The sequence below is a fragment of the uncultured Eubacterium sp. genome, from assembly GCF_934525195.1.
Lineage (GTDB): Bacteria > Bacillota > Clostridia > Oscillospirales > Acutalibacteraceae > Eubacterium_R.
The window spans coordinates 112456-130351 of sequence record NZ_CAKSZA010000005.1 but is presented as its reverse complement, the minus strand read 5'-3'; the positions used below and the strand labels follow the sequence as shown (position 1 = coordinate 130351).

Genomic DNA, 17896 nt, shown 5'->3' with positions numbered 1-17896 from the left:
CATCTCGCTTTCTGCAACCTTACTATATCATTATATTACAAACAGAATAGATTGCAATTATCGGTCTTTTCTTTTCTTCGTTGCGGCGAGGATAATCAGTCCTGCGCCTGCGCTGATTATTGATGCAAATATTGATGCGTTGCCCGTGAGCGGAGATTTTTCGTAATTGTTTGAGTTTGCATCGGCTTTTTTTGCACCTGCCGATAACGAGTTTTTGTCTGTTTTGTTTGTTTTGTCTTTGGCGTTTTTGCTGTTGTTTTGCTTGCTCGGCTTGGTTGTCGGTTCGGTCGGCTTTTCGGTGGTGGTCTCAATTGTTGAACCGCTTGACGAACTGCCCACATATGTCCATTTTGCCGTTAAAGTGATTTCATCAAACACAGGAGTGTCAAAATCGTACTTTTGCTCTCCGTTGTACCAGCCGTCAAAGGTGTAAGCGGATTTGTACGGCTTTGTCGGCTCGGCAAGTTTTTGACCTCTCAAAACTTTTTGGAGCGTTGTGCCCGTACCGCCGTCGAGGTTAAAGTTCACATTTACCGTTGCGCTGTCGGCGATTGTGCCGTTGCCTGTGACTTTGCCATAAAATGTTCCGCCTGTTATCGTGCCGTTGTTTTCAACATTTCCCTTAAAAATACCGCTGATTATATTACCGTTGCAGACAATGTTGCTGTTAAGTGTGAAGTAATCAAACTTAATATCACCGTCAATTATCATATTGTCTTTTATTTCAATTTTGGCATTTTCCTGTGGTTGGAAAAATTCAATTTTGCCTGTGATTTTTGCATTTCCGCCGATATATGCACGGCTGTCGCTTGTCAATTGTTTAACAAGAAGCATACCTTGAAATTCAGAGTTGCCGTCAATTTTAGTTTCGGCGTTTCCTTCTGAAATTACATTGCCGATGAATTTTGAATTACCGCTGAGTGCCATTTTTGAATTAGGTTCTGTATAAAGCTCATATCCGCTTTGAAGCGTGCCTGCATACATATTAAACGAACCGTAGTTATCAATCGAACATTCAAGTTTGCCGCCCACGGTGCAGTCTGTAATTGTAAGGGACGCATTGCTGTTAACGCTGATTGCATAATCACTTGTGTTGCTCTTTATTGTTTTGCCGTTGAGGCAGATGTTTATATCGTTTTTGACAGTTTGCTCTGTAGCAAGATTAATGTCGTTTGCAAGGTAATAATTTCCCGAAGCGGTAGGCAAAGAATCTGTGCTGTTCCATTCACTCCACTCAACATTTGTGTGCGTGTCGTGACCGTTAAATTCAGTGTTGCCGCCGCATACACAGTGCATGTGTTTATCCTTGCTCCACATATACATACAGTCCATAACCACCATATATTCATCACGGGAATTATGGTGAACTATTGCAATGGTGACTTTTTTACCTGAATAAGCAGACAAGTCAACTTCTACTTCTTGCCAAACATCCTTGACATTATAGCTGTCGCCAAGTTCACTTTGAGTGAAATCAAAATCATCACCGAGCTGGGTGTAGCTGTTTCCGCCGTCGGTCGAAATATATATACCGATTTTATCTTTAAGATATAATCCGTCAAATGCTACAATATCAAAAGTAAGTGAATAGATTTTTTTCTTACTCAGATTTTGTTCGGGTAAAATGAGCCAGTTGTCAGGCGTAAGTATTTTTCGGCTTTGTTTTATAAAAGAATTTGAATGAATTGATTGTTCGCCGTGGTGCGTTGATTTGTCGTCATTTTCAAAACCTGATTCTTCTTTCACTTTCCACCACTTGTAGCCGTCGCCGTCGTTGTCAATATTTTGCCATGTTGACGGTATGCCCTGTTCAAAACTCTCACTCCATTCAACATTCCAACCGGATTTTTCGTGCTCACTTGGAGCAACTCTTATTTTAATAGGTGATGTGCTTTGGCTGTTGCTTGCAAAAGCTATGGTTGGAACAGTAGCAATAACCAAGCACACTGCAATAATAATACTAAATAATTTCTTTTTCATTTGCGTTTCTCCTTAAATTCGGTTAAGTGTAATTACCGTTTAGGTAAAGATGCGGAAACATTATCGGTCTTTTCTTTTTTTCGTTGCGGCAAGGATAATCAGTCCTGCGTCTGCGCTGATGATTGATGCAAATATTGATGCGTTGCCCGTGAGCGGAGATTTTTCGTAATTGTTTGAGTTTGCATCGGCTTTTTTTGCACCTGCCGATAACGAGTTTTTGTCTGTTTTATCTGTTTTGTCTTTGGCGTTTTTGCTGTTGTTTTGCTTGTTCGGCTTGGTTGTCGGTTTTGTTGTCGGTTCGGTCGGCTTTTCGGTGGTAGGCTCTGTTGTATTCCATGATGAACCGCCCACATAAGTCCATTTTGCCGTTAAGGTGACTTCACTAAACACAGGAGTGTCAAAATCGTATTTTTGCTCTCCGTTGTACCAGCCGTCAAAGGTGTAAGCGGATTTGTACGGCTTTGTCGGCTCGGTAAGTTTTTGACCTCTCAAAACTTTTTGGAGCGTTGTGCCCGTACCGCCGTCGAGGTTGAAGTTTACATTTACCGTTGCGCTGTCGGCGATTGTGCCGTTGCCTGTGACCTTGCCAAAAAATGTTCCGCCCGTGATTGTGCCGTCGTTTTCAACATCGGCGTTGAATATTCCGCTTTTAATCTCACCCGAGCAAATAACTTTTCCGTCAACCGTGTTATCATTTGCTTCAATGTCACCGTCAATTTTTGCATTGTCTTGCATTACAATGGAAATATTCTTATCTTCGCAAATCAAAGAACCTTTTAGAACAGCGTTGTCTTTCATTTTAAAGGTCATTTTTGCGTCATTAAAAAGTACAAGATCGCCGATAATTTGTGCGTTATCCTCAAGTGTAAAAACGCTGTCCGGGTTGTAATAATGTTGCACACTTTTTCCTATAAGTTGGGCATTATCTTTTATTGTCAAATTACTATGACGGAGAATTAAATTCGTTTCCGGCGAGCCTATTTTTGCGTTATCGCTTATAAACAGATCAAAATCGACAGAGTCTTTAATATAATTAATGACAGCTTTGTCTTTTGCTTCGATTTTGATTTTTTTATCAAAGGTAGCTCCATATATGGCGTTAATATAAGCGTTGTCTTCAAGCTTAAAACCTGCTGAGTTTTCCGACTGGTACTCAAATATTGCTGAACCGGTTATTTTTGCGTTGCTACGCATAATTATGGGATTTAATGGCGACTGCTCATGTACCAAAAGCTCTCCTGTTATTTCGGCATTTTCGTCCATTGTTAAATTTGTGTTGCCTGATGTAAGCGTCAGTTTCTCTATTTTTGCATTACCCGAAAGTGAGCAGGTTGAAGATGCAAACAACAACACCTCACCTTCAAGCCTGCCGCCCACGGCGCTGTCTGTAATTGAAAGGAATGCCCTTCCGTAAACACCGATTGTATAATAACTTGTGTTGTTCTTTATTGTTTTGCCGTTGAGGTCGAGTATTATAAAATTGTTGTCTTTTATTTGAATTTCGCCGCATTCGATGTTGTTGTTAAGTTTTATTATTCCGCCGTGATTTGTGGCTTTGGTTAATTCGTCAGAAGATGAAACTTCGGTTGGCGTAATTTCAAGTGCGATTGTGCTTTCTTTTTGAATGTTGTAATCCGCAAGCGTTCTGTCGTCTTGGAGTCGTTTGCCGTTAAAATACAGTTCCTGTTTATTGATGTCTATATTTGTTTTCTTATTAATTTTTTCTTTAACATTATCAATGCTGTCGCCACTTTCAACGCCAAGCCTCATTTTAGCTATTCCTGCAATGTTAAAATCAACAAATATATCCATTGCGTTTGCTGTAATCGGAATTGCGCAGACAATCATACAAATTGCCGTGATGATACATATAATTCGCTTTTTCATTTTCCGTTACCTCCGTTTTTTGTATGTCGGTTCAGTTTTGACTTTTTAGCTCATTAATTGAAAAAAGGTCGTTCTATTTGTCATCGTCCTTTTTTTTCCGGGTTAATGTAAATGGTTGTTTGATATTTTTCAATAAAAAGCATAACGCTTTGTTTTAGCACTTCCATTTGACTTTTTAGGTAGTATTCGTCCTCAAACATTGCATAGTGCACGCTGGCTCTTACGAGAATAAATATAAGAGGTGTGATAATTTCGTGCGGTATGCCGATTTTCGGCTCTAATTGCTTTGCGTATTCCGTGTATCGTTCGTTAACGCCCAGAAAGAATTTTTTGCCGTATTCAATGTATTTCGGGTGAGTGTAGACTTGGTACATTAGGCGGTATTTTTTGCCGTGTTTTTTGGCTGTCCAATATGGGATTTCTTTTATATAACGCATAACATCCTCAGGGTCTGTGGGTGCTAGTGCCATATAATCGTCTTCAACCTTTTCCATGCAGTAGGCGGTTGATTCTATAATCAATTCGTCAAGGTTTTTGAAGTAGGAGTATAGATTGCTTTTGCTGCAACCGCAGGCGTCTGCAAGCATCTGCACGCCCGTTCCCGTCAAGCCGTGTTCTGCGTAGCATTCAAAGCATTTTTCCATAATTTCTATTTTCTTTTGTCTGTGTTGTTCTTCGGTTTGCATTTTCTTCTCCAATAATATATGTAATTTGTTTAGATGTTGTTAGTATCAGAACGACCGTTCGTTCAAATATAATATAACATAATTGCTTTTTTGTGTCAACAATGTGTTCTCGTATAATTTAAGGTATCGCATTGACATCAAAATATAATGATATTATAATCAAGCTATATTTAATGATAACTAACCGATTTAAGAATATGATTTTGAAAGGATGCGGAACGATGACCCTGCAACAACTTAAATATCTTGTGACGGTTGCCGAATGTAAAAACATAACTCTTGCGGCAGAAAAGTTGTATATTTCTCAACCGAGCCTCAGCGCTTCTATTCACAGTCTTGAAAAAGAAATGAATGTCACCGCATTTGTGCGTTCAAACAAAGGTATGACTGTTACAAAAGAGGGCGAGGAACTGCTCTCGTATGCACGCAATTTGCTTGAACAAGCGGATATTATGAGGGATAAATTCTGCACGGATACAAACAGAAAGCCCAAGTTTTGTGTATCGTGCCAGCACTATTCCTTTGCCGTGAACGCCTTTGTGGATGTGGTGCAAAAATATGATGCGTCGGAATATAACTTTACTCTGCGTGAAACTCAAACGGGCGAAATTATAGATGATGTTGCAAGCGGTAACAGCGAGCTTGGAATTTTGTATTTGAGCGAAAGCAATGAGGAAGTTTTGCAAAAGCTGTTTAAGAAAAACGACCTTGTTTTTGAAGAAATATTCGAAGCCTCTCCGCATATTTTTATAAGCAAAAATCACCCTCTTGCCGAAAAAGAAAAGATAAACCTTGAGGAATTGAAGCCTTATCCTTATTTAGTTTATGAGCAAGGGGAGCGAAATTCTTTTTATTTCAGCGAGGAGTTTTTGAGCGTGCTTGATATGCCGAAAAACATCGAGGTGCGTGACCGTGCAACGCTTTTCAATCTTGCAATAGGATTAAACGGATTTACTGTCAGTTCGGGTGTTATTGACAGCAAGCTGAACGGCGAAGATATTGTTGCACGACCTTTGAATATGAATTGTTCTATGCACATAGGCATTATAAAAAAGAAGAATATTATGCTTTCTCGTTATGCGGACACATATATTCAGGCATTGAAAAAGCACTTGCCCATAGGTTAAAACTATGGTAAACAGCAAATTATATGTATTTTTCAAAATGTTTTTTATGTGATAAACTGTGTTCATAACAAATTGAAAGGACAGTTTAAATATGAGCACATTAAAAACACCATTTAGATACGATTTTGTAGGCAGTTTCTTAAGACCGCAGGCATTGAAAGATGCGAAAGTCAGATTTAACAATAACGAAATTACAAAAGAGGAATACGACAGCATCGTAAATGACGAAATTGCAAAACTCGTTGCAAAGCAAAAGGAACTCGGCTATCACGCAATCACTGACGGCGAGTTCAGACGAACATTTTGGCATCTTGATTTTATGTGGGGATTTGACGGTGTTGAGCACAAGGCAACAGGCGGCGGAGTTCCGTTCAACGGTGAACTTGCGGTGCTTGACGACACCTATTTGGTTGGAAAATTCAAGGCAAAAGCGCATCCTTTTGTTGAGTATTTCAAATTCTTAAAGCAGTTTGAGGATGAAAACACAGTTGCAAAATACACAATTCCCGCACCGGCACAAACTTATTTGCAGTTCACTGTTCCGGGCAGTATTGAACAAACAAGAAAATTTTACGCAACAGATGACGAGCTGATTGAGGACATTGCATCGGCTTATCGAGATGTTATTGCTCAATTTTACGAGGCAGGTTGTCGCAATCTTCAGCTTGACGATTGCTCTTGGGGTTCAGTTCTTACGGAGGGCGGAACAGAGATTTTTGGCGTAAGTGCCGATGAATACAAAAACCGACTTCTTAAAGTGAACAACCTTGCAATTGAGGACAAGCCGGAGGATATGGTGATCACTTCACATATTTGCCGTGGCAATTATCATTCAACATATTTTTCAAGTGGTGCATACACTCCTGTTGCAGATTGGGTTTTTGCAAACGAAAATGTAAATGCACTTCTTTTGGAATATGATGACGAACGCTCGGGCGGATTTGAACCGCTTGCAAAGGTGACAGAGGATAAAATCGTTGTTTTGGGATTGGTCACAACAAAATCTCCAAAACTTGAAAGTAAGGATGAGATTATTGCAAGAATTAACGAAGCAACAAAATTTATCCCTCTCGAAAGACTTTGCCTCAGCCCGCAGTGTGGATTTGCTTCTTGCGAAATCGGCAACAAACTCACAGAGGATGAGCAGTGGGCAAAATTGAAACTTGTGAAAGAAATTGCAGATGAAGTGTGGAAATAAGCACGAAACAAAAAAGACTTGAAGTGTTTTTGCTTCAAGCCTTTTTGTATCATAAAGGAATAAATTATTTTTCATTCGGAGCGATTTTTATAGACATTAGTCAAATTGAATGGTAAAATAAAATCAGCCTTGAAACAGGAGGACTGCTATGAAAATTATTGAATGTAAAAAGAACATTTTTGTGCTTGATATGAAAAACACGCATTATGTGGTTGGTGTTGATGAATTCGGCACGGACAGGTTGATTCATTGGGGCAAAAAATGTGATGCGGACGACTACGAAATTTTCACTTTTGGTGACGAAAATTCAAATCACACTTCGCTCGACGAAATGAAGCAGGAGTGCACGGTTTTCGGCAAAACAATGTATCGTGAATGTGTGCTTAAAGCAAATTTTTATGATTCTTGCAGAGAAATTAATTCTTGCTTTTGCGGTGCAAATGTTGAAAACGACAGGCTGACGCTCAATTTTAAGGATGAGCATTACGGCTTGGTGTATTCAGTCAATTACAGGATTTTTTCGGATTGCGATATTATTGAAAAAAGTGTCACCGTAAAAAATGAAAGCAAAAACGACATTCAATTTGAAAGGCTGTTCAGCGCAGAATTCTCTTTGCCGTCAAAGAACGCATATACATTTTCAAACACAAACGGTGCGTGGGGCGGAGAGTTCATCGAAACAAACGACACGCTGACAGCAGGCAGTTTGGTTTTTGACAGCAAAAAAGGAACAAGCTGTCACAACAATTCACCGTATTTTATTGCGTATCAAAATGCCGATGAAAACAGCGGTGATGTATATTTCGGCTCACTTGCCTATTCGGGCAATTTCAAGGTGATTGCAAACCGTGATTTGTATTCAAACACAAGAGTGCTTTTGGGTATGAATGATTTTGACTTTTCGTATTTGCTCAAAAGCGGTGAAAGTTTTACAACACCGTGCGTTTATGCGGGATACACCCAAGGTTTTGGCGAAATGTCAAGGCAGATGAACACTTTTACGGTCAATCATATTTTGCCTCGCCGGTTTAATGACAAGGTGCTTCCTGTTTTGTACAATTCGTGGGAGGCAACCGAATTCAATATCAATGTGTCGCAACAACTTGAACTTGCAAAAATTGCGTCCGATTTGGGCGTTGAACTTTTTGTTATGGATGACGGTTGGTTCGGCAAGAGGAATAACGACAGAGCAGGACTCGGCGACTGGACTGTTAACCGGGACAAATTCCCTAACGGTTTGGATGAACTGATTGACGGAGTTAACGCTCTCGGAATGGATTTTGGCATTTGGGTGGAGCCTGAAATGGTAAATCCCGATTCTGACCTTTATCGCACACATCCCGATTGGGCATATCATTATGACACGAGGGTTAAGAGCGAGCTTAGGCATCAGCTTGTGCTGAATATGACAAGAGCAGATGTGCAGGAATATGTTTTTGACTGCGTGGATAAGCTTTTGAGTGAGCATAACATCAAGTACATCAAGTGGGATATGAACCGTCCGTTTTCAGAAACGGGAGCGGAAAATTTGGACTGCCCTAAAATGCTTTATTATCTGCACACCAAGGCGGTTTATGACATTGTTGACAGATTGAAAGAGAAGCATTGCAATGTTCAGTTTGAAGCCTGTGCATCGGGCGGCGGCAGAGCTGATTTGGGCGCACTTTCCCATTTTGACCAATGCTGGACGAGTGACAACACAGACGGTATTGACCGAATGACAATTCAGCACGGCTATTCTCTTTTGCGACCGATTAAGGCAATGCGTGCGTGGGTGACGGACATTGCAGGCATCAACAAGCCTTGCACTTTGGATTTTCGTTTCAACATCGCCATGCAGGGCGCACTCGGTCTCGGCGGAAATTTGCTGAAATATTCCGATGATGACAAGGAGATTTCCAAGAAGAACATCGCACTTTACAAGGCGATTAGACACACCGTGCAGTTTGGCGATTTGTATCGAGTGTCAAATCCCGATGAAAACGAGGTGTTGATAAATGTCTATGTTGAGCGTGACAAATCAAGCGCCGTTGCATTCATTGCAAGCAGGGGAACACGGTTTTTTAAAAAGAGAATAAACATCCTTTTTGACGGACTTGAAAACGATGCAAAATATAGATTTACCTTCCAAAACAGGGAATACATCAAGAGCGGCGCATATATGGCAAATGTGGGAATTCCTGCCCACATCCACGGTGCGTGTTATAACGAAATCGTGCTGCTCGAAAAACTGAAAAATTAAATTTTTCTTCATTCATTGCAAACAAAATGAGCTATCAGACTTTAAAAATCTGATAGCTCTTACTTTTTACTATTTATTTTCTATACTGCTTTTGTAATCTTCGCCCCAGTTCCACATAGCGTCAAGTATCGGTTTGAGGCTTTGACCCAATTCGGTAAGCGAATATTCAACTCTCGGCGGAACTTCGGCATATACCTCTCTGTGCACAAGTCCGTTTGCTTCCATATCACGAAGTTGTGCGGTCAACACCTTTTGTGATACCGTGCCAATGGATTTTTTCAGTTCACCGAAACGCTTTGTGCCCGGCATTAAATCTCTTAATATCAGAACTTTCCATTTGTCGCCGATTAATGTCAAGGTTGTTTCCACAGGGCAAGCCGGAAGCTCTTTTGTTTTCTCGTTCATATGCTACCTCCGCAATAGTATCTTTTGGTTACTTACAGATTTAATATACCATACAGAAATTATTTCCGTCAAGTGAAAAATTTTTTTCAAATCAGAAAAACTCCGAAAACCCTTGTGTTTACGCATTAGTTTCTGTTTGGTAACTGCCCAATAGTATCTTTTTGGTAACTACGGCACAATATTGTGCTTACTTTACAAGTGATACCGACGCAGATATAATGAAGTCAAGAGCTACGGAGAACGGCCGATTCGTAGCTCAAAGCACAGACAAGGAGAAATCCAAAATGAATATCTTTAGAAAAATTTTTAGCAATAAATCAAACGACAACAAAGAGGTAATTACAATGACAAATACAGAAAAAGCTCTTGCACTTATTAACACATTTTCAACAGGCGACACAGAAAAGGCTTCCGAGCTTCTTGCAGAGGGATACATTCAACACAATCTTGCATACGGCACAGGCAGGGATGCTTTTGTAGGTTCGGTTTCCTACCTTGCATCCGCTCCCGTAAAAACAACCGTAAACAACATTCGTGCTTTCGAGGACGGCGACAAGGTGTTCTTGCAGACGGTTTATAACTTTGCAGGTGCGGGCGAACAGGTTGCGTTTGACATTTTCCGCTTTGACGAAAACGGCAAAATTGCAGAGCATTGGGACAACCTTGCAAACAAGGCAGAGCCTAACCCGTCAGGTCACACACAAACAGACGGCACAAAAGAAATTAAAGACCTTAACAAAACAGAGGCAAACCGTGAGCTTGTAAAGAATTTCCTTTATGATGTAATGCAGGGCAATCGTCCTGAAAAGACACCCGATTACTTTGACGGTGACACTTACATTCAGCACAACACAGGCATTGCAGACGGACTTTCAGGACTCGGTGCAGCACTTGAAGCACTCGGCAAGCAGGGCATTCAGATGATTTATACTACTGTTCATCAAGTGCTTGCACAGGGCAATTATGTGCTTGCAGTAAGCGAGGGAACTTTCGGCGGAGCACCTACATCTTATTATGATTTGTGGAGAGTTGAAAACGGCAAAATCGCAGAACATTGGGATGTAATGGAAACGATTGCCGAAAAATCAACTTGGCAAAATCAGAACGGCAAGTTCTAATGAGCACGAGAACCACGCAAGCCCTTTCTTGCGTGGCTTTCTGCCTTGCACGGAGGGAACAATGAATTATCTTAAATATCTTACGAAAGAAATACATTCAACCGTTATGGCAACTGTGGATGAGAACGGCTTGCCCATAACATGCGCCATAGACATTATGGACTATGACGAAAACGGGCTGTACTTTATTACCGCAAGGGGCAAGAATTTTTATGCTCGATTAAAGCGTGACGGATATGTTTCTTTAACAGGAACAAAAGGCACGGACACGCTTTCTTGCGTTGCAATTTCCGTCAGAGGAAAGGTTGAGGAAGTCGGAAGTGATTATCTTAATAGGTTGTTTGAGAAAAACAGCTATATGAGCGAAATCTATCCCACAAAAGAGTCACGCACGGCTCTTACCGTGTTTAGAATTTATGACGGTTGCGGAGAATGGTTTGACCTTTCAAAAAAGCCTATTGAGAGAGCTTCTTTCTCATTTGGAAAAGGTATAAAAACAATTGACGGCTATTGTATAACGGATAAGTGTATCGGTTGCAAGAAATGTTTGGAAGCCTGTCCGCAAGGATGTATTGATTTTGCAAACGGATACGCAAAAATTATTCAAAGCAGTTGCCTGCATTGTGGAAATTGCTTTAATATTTGTCCCGTAAAGGCGGTTGAAAAATTATGACCCAAGCTGAAAAAAGACAATATTTAATAACAGAATTATTGAACGAGCGATCCGAATACGCAGATATTTCAATTCCGAAAGACGAAACCGAACAGAAGAAATTGCTTCGAGCGTTATTCAATGTTCGTATGCCGTTGCCGATATGTGATGAGTTTCTCGGAGTGCAGGATGAATATTTGCAAGAGGAAATCGCTCAAAAAGGCATAACAAGTATTGACGATTTAGAGCCGATTAAGCCTGATATTTATTTATGGCAGGGCGACATTACAACGCTGAAATGTGATGCCGTCGTCAATGCGGCGAACAGTCAAATGCTCGGTTGCTTTTGCCCGAATCACGGTTGCATAGACAATGCAATTCACACTTTTTCGGGCGTTCAGCTTCGTTTAAAATGTGCCGAAATCATGAAAAATCAAGGTAAAGATGAAGAAACGGGAACGCCGAAAATCACGCCTGCATATAATCTTCCGTGCAAATATATTTTGCACACGGTAGGCCCGATTGTTACAGGCAAATTGACAGAAAAGGACTGCGAATTACTGCGTTCTTGCTATCGTTCTTGCTTGGCACTTGCAGATGAATACAAGCTAAACAGTGTTGCATTTTGTTGCATATCCACAGGCGAATTTCATTTTCCGAACGACAAAGGGGCAAAAATCGCAATCGAAACAGTCGGCGAATACAAAAAGCTGACAAACAGTAAAATTAAGGTGATATTCAATGTTTTCAAGAATTCAGACTATGAAATTTACCGAGAATATCTCGGATAATATAGAAAAATTAAAAGAAAAAATCCGCACGGCTGACGCTGTTGTAATCGGTGCAGGCGCAGGACTTTCCACCGCAGCAGGCTTCACTTACAGCGGTGAGAGGTTTGAAAAATACTTTTCCGATTTTCGCCAAAAATACGGATTTGAGGATATGTATTCGGGTGGATTTTACCCCTACAAAACTCCGGAGGAGTATTGGGCATATTGGAGCAGATACATTTTTGTTAATCGCTATATGGACCCGCCTACCGATTTATACAACAAACTGTATGACTCGGTTAAGGATAAAGATTATTTTGTAATCACAACAAATGTTGATCATTGCTTTCAAAAGGCAGGCTTTGACAAAAAGCGACTTTTCTACACGCAGGGTGATTACGGACTGTTTCAATGCAGTGAGCCGTGCTGTCAGGAAACCTTTGACAATGAGGCTGTTGTTCTTGAAATGTTCAAACGGCAAAAGGATATGAAAATTCCGACCGAGCTTTTGCCTGTCTGTCCGCATTGCGGAAAACCGCTCACAATGAACTTGCGAAGCGATGACAAATTCGTTGAGGACGAGGGCTGGCATCTTGCGTCAGAACGGTATCAAAACTTTCTCCGCACCCGTGCAAACGAAAAAATTCTCTTTCTTGAATTGGGAGTCGGCTACAACACACCGGTTATCATCAAATATCCGTTTTGGCAGATGACGGCGAAAAATCCCAATGCCACCTATGCTTGTATCAATAACGGACAAGCGGTTTGCCCGCCCGAAATACGGCATAAATCCATCTGCCTTGATGTGGATATAACCAAAATTTTTCCTTTTTAGACTGTCGATAAAGCTCCTGAAACACGCCAAAAAAGCCGTAAGTGAAAACGCTTACGGCTTTTACTGTATCAATCAAGTACTTGGTAGTAGCTTGAGGTTTTGCTGATTTTTTCTTCGAATTTGTCCTTTGGCTGTTCTTTTGGTACTTCAATCGGGTATTTGCCCGTAAAGCAACCGTCACAACAATGTGTGCTTGCGCTTTCGGCTAATTTGTGCGTTGATTCCACAGACAAATACGCATGGCTGTCAACGCCGATGACCTTTGCGATTTCTTCAACCGAATTGTATTTGCACGCAATGAGGTTTTCCTGGCTGTCAACATCTGTTCCAAAATAGCACGGATGCTTGAACGGAGGAGATGACACACGCATATGCACCTCTTTTGCCCCTGCTTCACGGAGCAGATTTACAATTCTTGCACAGGTCGTTCCACGAACGATTGAGTCGTCAATCATAATAACACGCTTGCCCTCGATGTTCTCTTTGATGACATTCAGCTTGATTCTGACTGCGTCCTCACGCTGTGATTGATTTGGTTGAATGAAACTTCTGCCGATGTATCTGTTTTTGATAAAGCCAATGCCGTAAGGTATTCCGCTTTCGTTGGCATAGCCGAGCGCCGCATCAAGTCCGCTGTCGGGAACACCGATGACAATATCTGCGTCAACAGGGCTTTCTTTTGCAAGAAATGCACCTGCCTTCATTCTTGCGTGCTCAACCGATGCACCGTCAATTATGCTGTCTGGTCTTGCAAAATAGATGTATTCAAACACACAAAGATTTCCGTTGATTTTGCAATGCGTTTTGTCGGAATGAATACCGTTTGAATCAATCGTGATTATTTCGCCGGGGAGAACATCACGGATTATTTTTGCGCCGACAGTATCAAGCGCACAACTTTCGCTGCTCACACAAATTGCCCCGTCAGCGGTTTTGCCGAAACAAAGCGGTCTGAAACCGTTTGGGTCACGAAAAGCAATCAGCTTTGTGGCAGTCATAACAACGCAGGAATAAGCACCTTTTAGGGTTGGCATAGTTTTTTTTATGGCTTCTTCCGTGCTCTTGCACGAAAGTCGGTTCGAAACGATTTCGTAAGCTATGGATTCCGTGTCGCTTGTTCCGTGGAAGATACCGCCGTTGAGTTCAAAATTCTTGCGGATTTCCATAGCGTTAACAAGGTTTCCGTTGTGTGCAAGCGCAAGATTGCCCTTGATGTGACGAATAACAAGCGGTTGAACATTGTTTATGTTTTTTCCGCCTGTTGTTGAATATCGAACATGACCGATGGCGATATTTCCCATACCCAAATGTTCGAGTTTGTCTTTTGTAAAAACATCGGGTACAAGTCCGTTGCCTTTGTGATGAGCAAACACTCCGTCATCGTTGACGGCTATGCCACAGCTTTCCTGACCTCTGTGCTGAAGCGCATAAAGTGCCAAGTAAACCGATTGTGCAACATAAGAAGTTTTCGGCTCGAATATGCCAAAAACACCACATTCTTCGTGTAAATTATTAAACATTCAAAACACCTCTCTAAAACACAAAATTAAACAAACGATTTTTTGGTTTAATTCGGTGTGTACAGGTTTGCGTACGGTCTTGAAGTTGCAGGCACAAGCTTTTTGAAAGGCTTTGCCATAATTTCCTCAAAATCGGCGTCAAAGTATTTGCAGTATTTTTTTACATAAGATTTTAGCTCTTTTTCGTCCTCGGCATCGAGTTTTTCAACCTTGATGTTGTAGCTCAAATTCTCCTTTGGAAATGTGCCACGGACAAAGATTTTGCCTCCGTGCATACCGCTTGCACAATGAGTTCCGAACAGTTTTTCGCCGTGCTTGATGTCAAGACCGAGGAGCACAATCGTTCCGCCCGCCATATATTCGCCGAGGAATGAACCTGCGTTTTGACCGATGACGAGAACAGGGCGCATTTCCCTAAATTCTTTCATATGAATGCCGCCACGGCACGCAACATTATCTCTGATGTAAATCTGTCCGTCACGCATACCGTAGCCCATAGCGTCACCGCTGTGACCGTGAACAACGATTTCTCCGCCGTTCATTGTGTTGCCGACAGCGTCCTGACAGTTGCCGTACACAACGATTTTGCCACCGTTGAGATAGCACGCCATATCGTTGCCCGGCGTTCCGTATATTTCAATGGTTTTTCCCTCATCAAGAGCACAGCCAATGTATCGCTGTCCGTTAACATCTTTAACGGTGCACTTGTTATGTTTTGAAAGTACAGCCTTGATTTCGTCATTTATTTCTTCGTATCGTCTGAGTCCTGCTTCAATCATAGTGACACCTCCTATTCGCCTGCGTGCTTGATTCCGAGTATTTCAAGTTCTTTTTCGGTCAGTCCTATGCCACGAAGCATAAGCCTGTTGCCACGGAGCGAGTCAACCGAGTTGATGCCCATTCCGCCCATAATTTCCTTGATTTCGTGGTTCCAAGCCGTGATGAGGTTTTCCACTCTTTGATGTGCTTGCTCCGGATTTAATCTTTTTGTGAGTTCAGGTCGCTGAGTTGCAATGCCCCAATTGCACTTGCCTGTGTTGCAAGTTTGGCACATATGACAGCCCATAGCGATAAGCGGAGCAGAAGCAACATAGCAAGCGTCTGCGCCGAGTGCAATAGCCTTGACAATATCGCTTGAACATCTGAACGAACCGCCCGCAACAAGCGAAACGGTCGAACGAATACCCTCGTCCCTCAACCTTTGGTCAGCCGCCGCAAGTGCCAATTCGATTGGAATACCGACATTGTCACGAATTCGGGTAGGCGCAGCACCTGTACCGCCTCTGAAACCGTCAATAACAATGATGTCCGCACCTGCTCTTGCACAGCCTGATGCAATGGCTGCAACATTGTGCACGGCGGCAATTTTTACCGCAACGGGTTTTTGACCGTCGGTTGCCTGCTTCAAGCTCCAAATGAGCTGACGCAAATCTTCGATAGAATAAATGTCGTGGTGAGGAGCAGGGGAAATCGCATCGCTGCCCTCCGGTATCATACGAGCGTTAGAAACTTCAACATTTACCTTTTCGCCCGGCAAATGTCCGCCGATACCCGGCTTTGCACCTTGACCGATTTTTATTTCAATAAATTTGCAGTTGTTCAAGTAATCCTTGTGCACGCCGAATCGTCCCGATGCAACCTGAACGACCGCATAATCGCAATACTCTTTTAAGGCAGAATGAAGTCCGCCCTCGCCCGTGTTGAACAGCGTTCCGAGATTTTTTGCTGCCATTGCAAGCGATTTTTGAGCGTTGAGCGAAATTGAGCCAAAGCTCATTGCCGAGAACATAATCGGGGTTTCAATCATAACTTGCGGAGGCATTTTTGTGGTTGATTTGCCTTTTTTCTCAACTTCAATCTTGTCGGGCTTGCGACCTAAAATTGTTCTGATTTCCATAGGTTCGCGCAATGGGTCAATGGACGGATTGGTTACCTGCGAGGCGTTGAGCAAAATTTTGTCCCAATAAATCGGGTAAGGTTTTGGATTGCCCATGGCAGAAAGCAGGGTTGAGCCTGTGTTTGCCTGTCTGACAATTTCTTGTTGATATTGCGGTGTCCAGTTAGCATTGTCACGGTAGTCGCAAACATATTTTTCAATTCTCAATGCACCGCTCGGGCACATATCAACACAGCGGTGACAAGCAACGCAGTTGTTTGAATTTGACAAAACCGTTTTGTTGTCATCTGCAAAAAAGTGACATTCGTTTATACATTGGGTGACACAACCACCGCAGTTTGTGCACAGATTTTTGTCACGAATTACAGTAAATCTTCTTGGAATGTAGCCTATCATCAGTCGTCAACCTCCTCTTCTTCAATTTCAAGGGGAATGAAAACGGGTTCTGCTCCCGATACGGACCAAACCTTGTCTGGGTCGGGGCAAATAATTCTGATAGCCGATTCTTCACTTGCAAAGTACGCTCTGTCGCCCTTTGTTGCAGCGGTGAGAGAACGGAGTTTCAACCTGTCGTTGATTGCAAGCAAGCCTTTGTTTGAACCGAGGATAACGGAAAACGGACCGTTAACCAACGCTCCGCTGTAAATCGCACGGAGATTGGTGAAGTATTCCTTTTTGTCATCGTCCATTCTGTCAATTTCGTCCCATTCGGGTGCTGTCAAAACATCGGCGGCAACCTCCATAGGCAATTTGTGGTGACGCAGTAAGTGGTCAAATAAATATGTAATAACCTCGGTGTCTGTCTGCATTGTGCAGATGTAGCCAAACTGTTCAATGTATCTTCTGTTGGTGTCGTATGATGAGATTTCACCGTTGTGAACTATTGACCAATCGAGGATATTGAACGGATGTGAGCCACCCCACCAACCGGGTGTGTTTGTGGGAAATCTGCCGTGCGCCGTCCAAAGATAAGCGTCATATTGGTCGAGCATATAGAACTCTCCGACATCTTCGGGATAGCCGACAGCTTTAAAACAGCCCATATTCTTGCCGCTTGAAAAGATATATGCGCCGTCGATTGAATTGTTTACATTTGTCACGCACTGAGCAACATATTCAAGCTCGTCAAGACGGGCGTTTTTCATTCTTACTCGGTTTGCTCTGCCGAAATAACGCCAAATGTCAGGTCCGTTCTCTATGCTCTGCACTTTGCGAGTAGGTATTCTTTCCGCAACATCAATGTTGAAGTGCTTAAACAAAAAATCCTCGCATTGCTTTTTAGCGTCTGCGTTGTCGTAAAATACATGGATGGCATAATCTTCCTTGTGCTCCGGATAAATTCCGTAAGCAGCAAATCCGCCGCCGAGTCCGTTTGACCTGTCGTGCATAAGTGCAATGGATTTGATGATTTCAGAGCCGTTGATTTTGTTGCCCTTCCTGTCAATAATCGCCGCGATTGCACATCCGCTCGGAATTCTAATCTGTCCTTCCTTTAACATATATAACCTCCTAATATACGCAGCAATTGGGCAAGCTTTCGCTCACCCTTTTGCTGTATATTATTTATTCGTATTGTTTG

15 protein-coding genes are annotated in these 17896 nt (G+C 42.1%); 7 read left to right on the top strand and 8 right to left on the bottom strand.

Going from position 1 to position 17896, the window contains the following annotated elements; all coding sequences use genetic code 11:
* Nucleotides 1–57: 57 nt before the first annotated feature.
* The 3 genes from Q0E03_RS06590 to Q0E03_RS06580 form a co-directional block, all read right to left on the bottom strand.
* Nucleotides 58–1980: a choice-of-anchor J domain-containing protein gene (locus Q0E03_RS06590; protein ID WP_297130687.1), complete on the bottom strand. Its 1923-nt coding sequence runs from the start codon at nt 1978–1980 to the stop codon at nt 58–60.
* 60 nt (nt 1981–2040) lie between these two features.
* The gene (locus Q0E03_RS06585; protein ID WP_297130684.1) at nt 2041–3867 is read right to left on the bottom strand and encodes a ubiquitin-like protein; all 1827 of its coding nucleotides are present in this window, start codon (nt 3865–3867) and stop codon (nt 2041–2043) included.
* A gap of 80 nt (nt 3868–3947) precedes the next feature.
* Nucleotides 3948–4553, bottom strand: a complete 606-nt coding sequence (locus Q0E03_RS06580; RefSeq protein WP_297130681.1) for a TetR/AcrR family transcriptional regulator — start codon at nt 4551–4553, stop codon at nt 3948–3950.
* Nucleotides 4554–4774: 221 nt separating this feature from the next.
* Here Q0E03_RS06580 and Q0E03_RS06575 point away from each other — a divergent pair, with 221 nt between their 5' ends.
* From Q0E03_RS06575 to Q0E03_RS06565, 3 genes are all read left to right on the top strand, one after another.
* Nucleotides 4775–5680, top strand: a complete 906-nt coding sequence (locus tag Q0E03_RS06575) for a LysR family transcriptional regulator (protein ID WP_297130787.1) — start codon at nt 4775–4777, stop codon at nt 5678–5680.
* Between the two features lie 91 nt (nt 5681–5771).
* Nucleotides 5772–6878: a 5-methyltetrahydropteroyltriglutamate--homocysteine S-methyltransferase gene (locus Q0E03_RS06570; RefSeq protein WP_297130677.1), complete on the top strand. Its 1107-nt coding sequence runs from the start codon at nt 5772–5774 to the stop codon at nt 6876–6878.
* 148 nt (nt 6879–7026) lie between these two features.
* On the top strand, nt 7027–9120 hold the full coding sequence (locus Q0E03_RS06565) for an alpha-galactosidase (protein ID WP_297130675.1): 2094 nt from the start codon (nt 7027–7029) through the stop codon (nt 9118–9120).
* A 69-nt stretch (nt 9121–9189) separates the two neighbouring features.
* On the opposite strand, the gene Q0E03_RS06560 is transcribed toward Q0E03_RS06565, so the two are convergent.
* Entirely contained in the window at nt 9190–9525 is a 336-nt protein-coding gene (locus Q0E03_RS06560) for a helix-turn-helix domain-containing protein (protein ID WP_297130672.1), read from the bottom strand.
* Between the two features lie 284 nt (nt 9526–9809).
* On the opposite strand from Q0E03_RS06560, the gene Q0E03_RS06555 reads away from it, so the two are divergent.
* The 4 genes from Q0E03_RS06555 (at nt 9810) to Q0E03_RS06540 (ending at nt 12900) form a co-directional block, all read left to right on the top strand.
* Nucleotides 9810–10643, top strand: a complete 834-nt coding sequence (locus Q0E03_RS06555; protein WP_297130669.1) for a nuclear transport factor 2 family protein — start codon at nt 9810–9812, stop codon at nt 10641–10643.
* Between the two features lie 61 nt (nt 10644–10704).
* The gene (locus Q0E03_RS06550) at nt 10705–11316 is read left to right on the top strand and encodes a 4Fe-4S binding protein (RefSeq protein ID WP_297130666.1); all 612 of its coding nucleotides are present in this window, start codon (nt 10705–10707) and stop codon (nt 11314–11316) included.
* A complete protein-coding gene (locus Q0E03_RS06545) occupies nt 11313–12086 on the top strand; it encodes a protein-ADP-ribose hydrolase (protein WP_297130663.1) in 774 nt (257 codons plus the stop codon). Before Q0E03_RS06550 ends, Q0E03_RS06545 begins: the two co-directional genes overlap by 4 nt.
* Nucleotides 12058–12900: an NAD-dependent deacetylase gene (locus Q0E03_RS06540; RefSeq protein ID WP_367270245.1), complete on the top strand. Its 843-nt coding sequence runs from the start codon at nt 12058–12060 to the stop codon at nt 12898–12900. Before Q0E03_RS06545 ends, Q0E03_RS06540 begins: the two co-directional genes overlap by 29 nt.
* Before the next feature lie 68 nt (nt 12901–12968).
* Here the strand turns inward: Q0E03_RS06540 and purF are convergent, their stop codons facing one another.
* Genes purF through Q0E03_RS06520 form a run of 4 tightly spaced genes read right to left on the bottom strand, consistent with a single transcriptional unit; the run spans nt 12969 to nt 17816 of the window.
* Nucleotides 12969–14420: an amidophosphoribosyltransferase gene (purF, locus tag Q0E03_RS06535; protein WP_297130658.1), complete on the bottom strand. Its 1452-nt coding sequence runs from the start codon at nt 14418–14420 to the stop codon at nt 12969–12971.
* 47 nt (nt 14421–14467) lie between these two features.
* On the bottom strand, nt 14468–15199 hold the full coding sequence (locus Q0E03_RS06530) for a glutamate synthase (protein ID WP_294835922.1): 732 nt from the start codon (nt 15197–15199) through the stop codon (nt 14468–14470).
* Between the two features lie 11 nt (nt 15200–15210).
* Entirely contained in the window at nt 15211–16713 is a 1503-nt protein-coding gene (locus Q0E03_RS06525) for a glutamate synthase-related protein (protein ID WP_297130653.1), read from the bottom strand.
* Nucleotides 16713–17816, bottom strand: coding sequence for a glutamine amidotransferase family protein (locus tag Q0E03_RS06520; RefSeq protein ID WP_294835918.1), 1104 nt, complete (start codon nt 17814–17816; stop codon nt 16713–16715). Before Q0E03_RS06520 ends, Q0E03_RS06525 begins: the two co-directional genes overlap by 1 nt.
* Nucleotides 17817–17896: the final 80 nt, after the last annotated feature.

Excerpts from the sequence above, each read along its gene's own strand:
- Q0E03_RS06590 (WP_297130687.1), bottom strand. The coding sequence starts at position 1,980 with ATGAAAAAGAAATTATTTAGTATTATTATTGCAGTGTGCTTGGTTATT.
- Q0E03_RS06585 (WP_297130684.1), bottom strand. The coding sequence starts at position 3,867 with ATGAAAAAGCGAATTATATGTATCATCACGGCAATTTGTATGATTGTC.
- Q0E03_RS06580 (WP_297130681.1), bottom strand. The coding sequence starts at position 4,553 with ATGCAAACCGAAGAACAACACAGACAAAAGAAAATAGAAATTATGGAA.
- Q0E03_RS06575 (WP_297130787.1), top strand. The coding sequence starts at position 4,775 with ATGACCCTGCAACAACTTAAATATCTTGTGACGGTTGCCGAATGTAAA.
- Q0E03_RS06570 (WP_297130677.1), top strand. The coding sequence starts at position 5,772 with ATGAGCACATTAAAAACACCATTTAGATACGATTTTGTAGGCAGTTTC.
- Q0E03_RS06565 (WP_297130675.1), top strand. The coding sequence starts at position 7,027 with ATGAAAATTATTGAATGTAAAAAGAACATTTTTGTGCTTGATATGAAA.
- Q0E03_RS06560 (WP_297130672.1), bottom strand. The coding sequence starts at position 9,525 with ATGAACGAGAAAACAAAAGAGCTTCCGGCTTGCCCTGTGGAAACAACC.
- Q0E03_RS06555 (WP_297130669.1), top strand. The coding sequence starts at position 9,810 with ATGAATATCTTTAGAAAAATTTTTAGCAATAAATCAAACGACAACAAA.
- Q0E03_RS06550 (WP_297130666.1), top strand. The coding sequence starts at position 10,705 with ATGAATTATCTTAAATATCTTACGAAAGAAATACATTCAACCGTTATG.
- Q0E03_RS06545 (WP_297130663.1), top strand. The coding sequence starts at position 11,313 with ATGACCCAAGCTGAAAAAAGACAATATTTAATAACAGAATTATTGAAC.
- Q0E03_RS06540 (WP_367270245.1), top strand. The coding sequence starts at position 12,058 with ATGAAATTTACCGAGAATATCTCGGATAATATAGAAAAATTAAAAGAA.
- purF (WP_297130658.1), bottom strand. The coding sequence starts at position 14,420 with ATGTTTAATAATTTACACGAAGAATGTGGTGTTTTTGGCATATTCGAG.
- Q0E03_RS06530 (WP_294835922.1), bottom strand. The coding sequence starts at position 15,199 with ATGATTGAAGCAGGACTCAGACGATACGAAGAAATAAATGACGAAATC.
- Q0E03_RS06525 (WP_297130653.1), bottom strand. The coding sequence starts at position 16,713 with ATGATAGGCTACATTCCAAGAAGATTTACTGTAATTCGTGACAAAAAT.
- Q0E03_RS06520 (WP_294835918.1), bottom strand. The coding sequence starts at position 17,816 with ATGTTAAAGGAAGGACAGATTAGAATTCCGAGCGGATGTGCAATCGCG.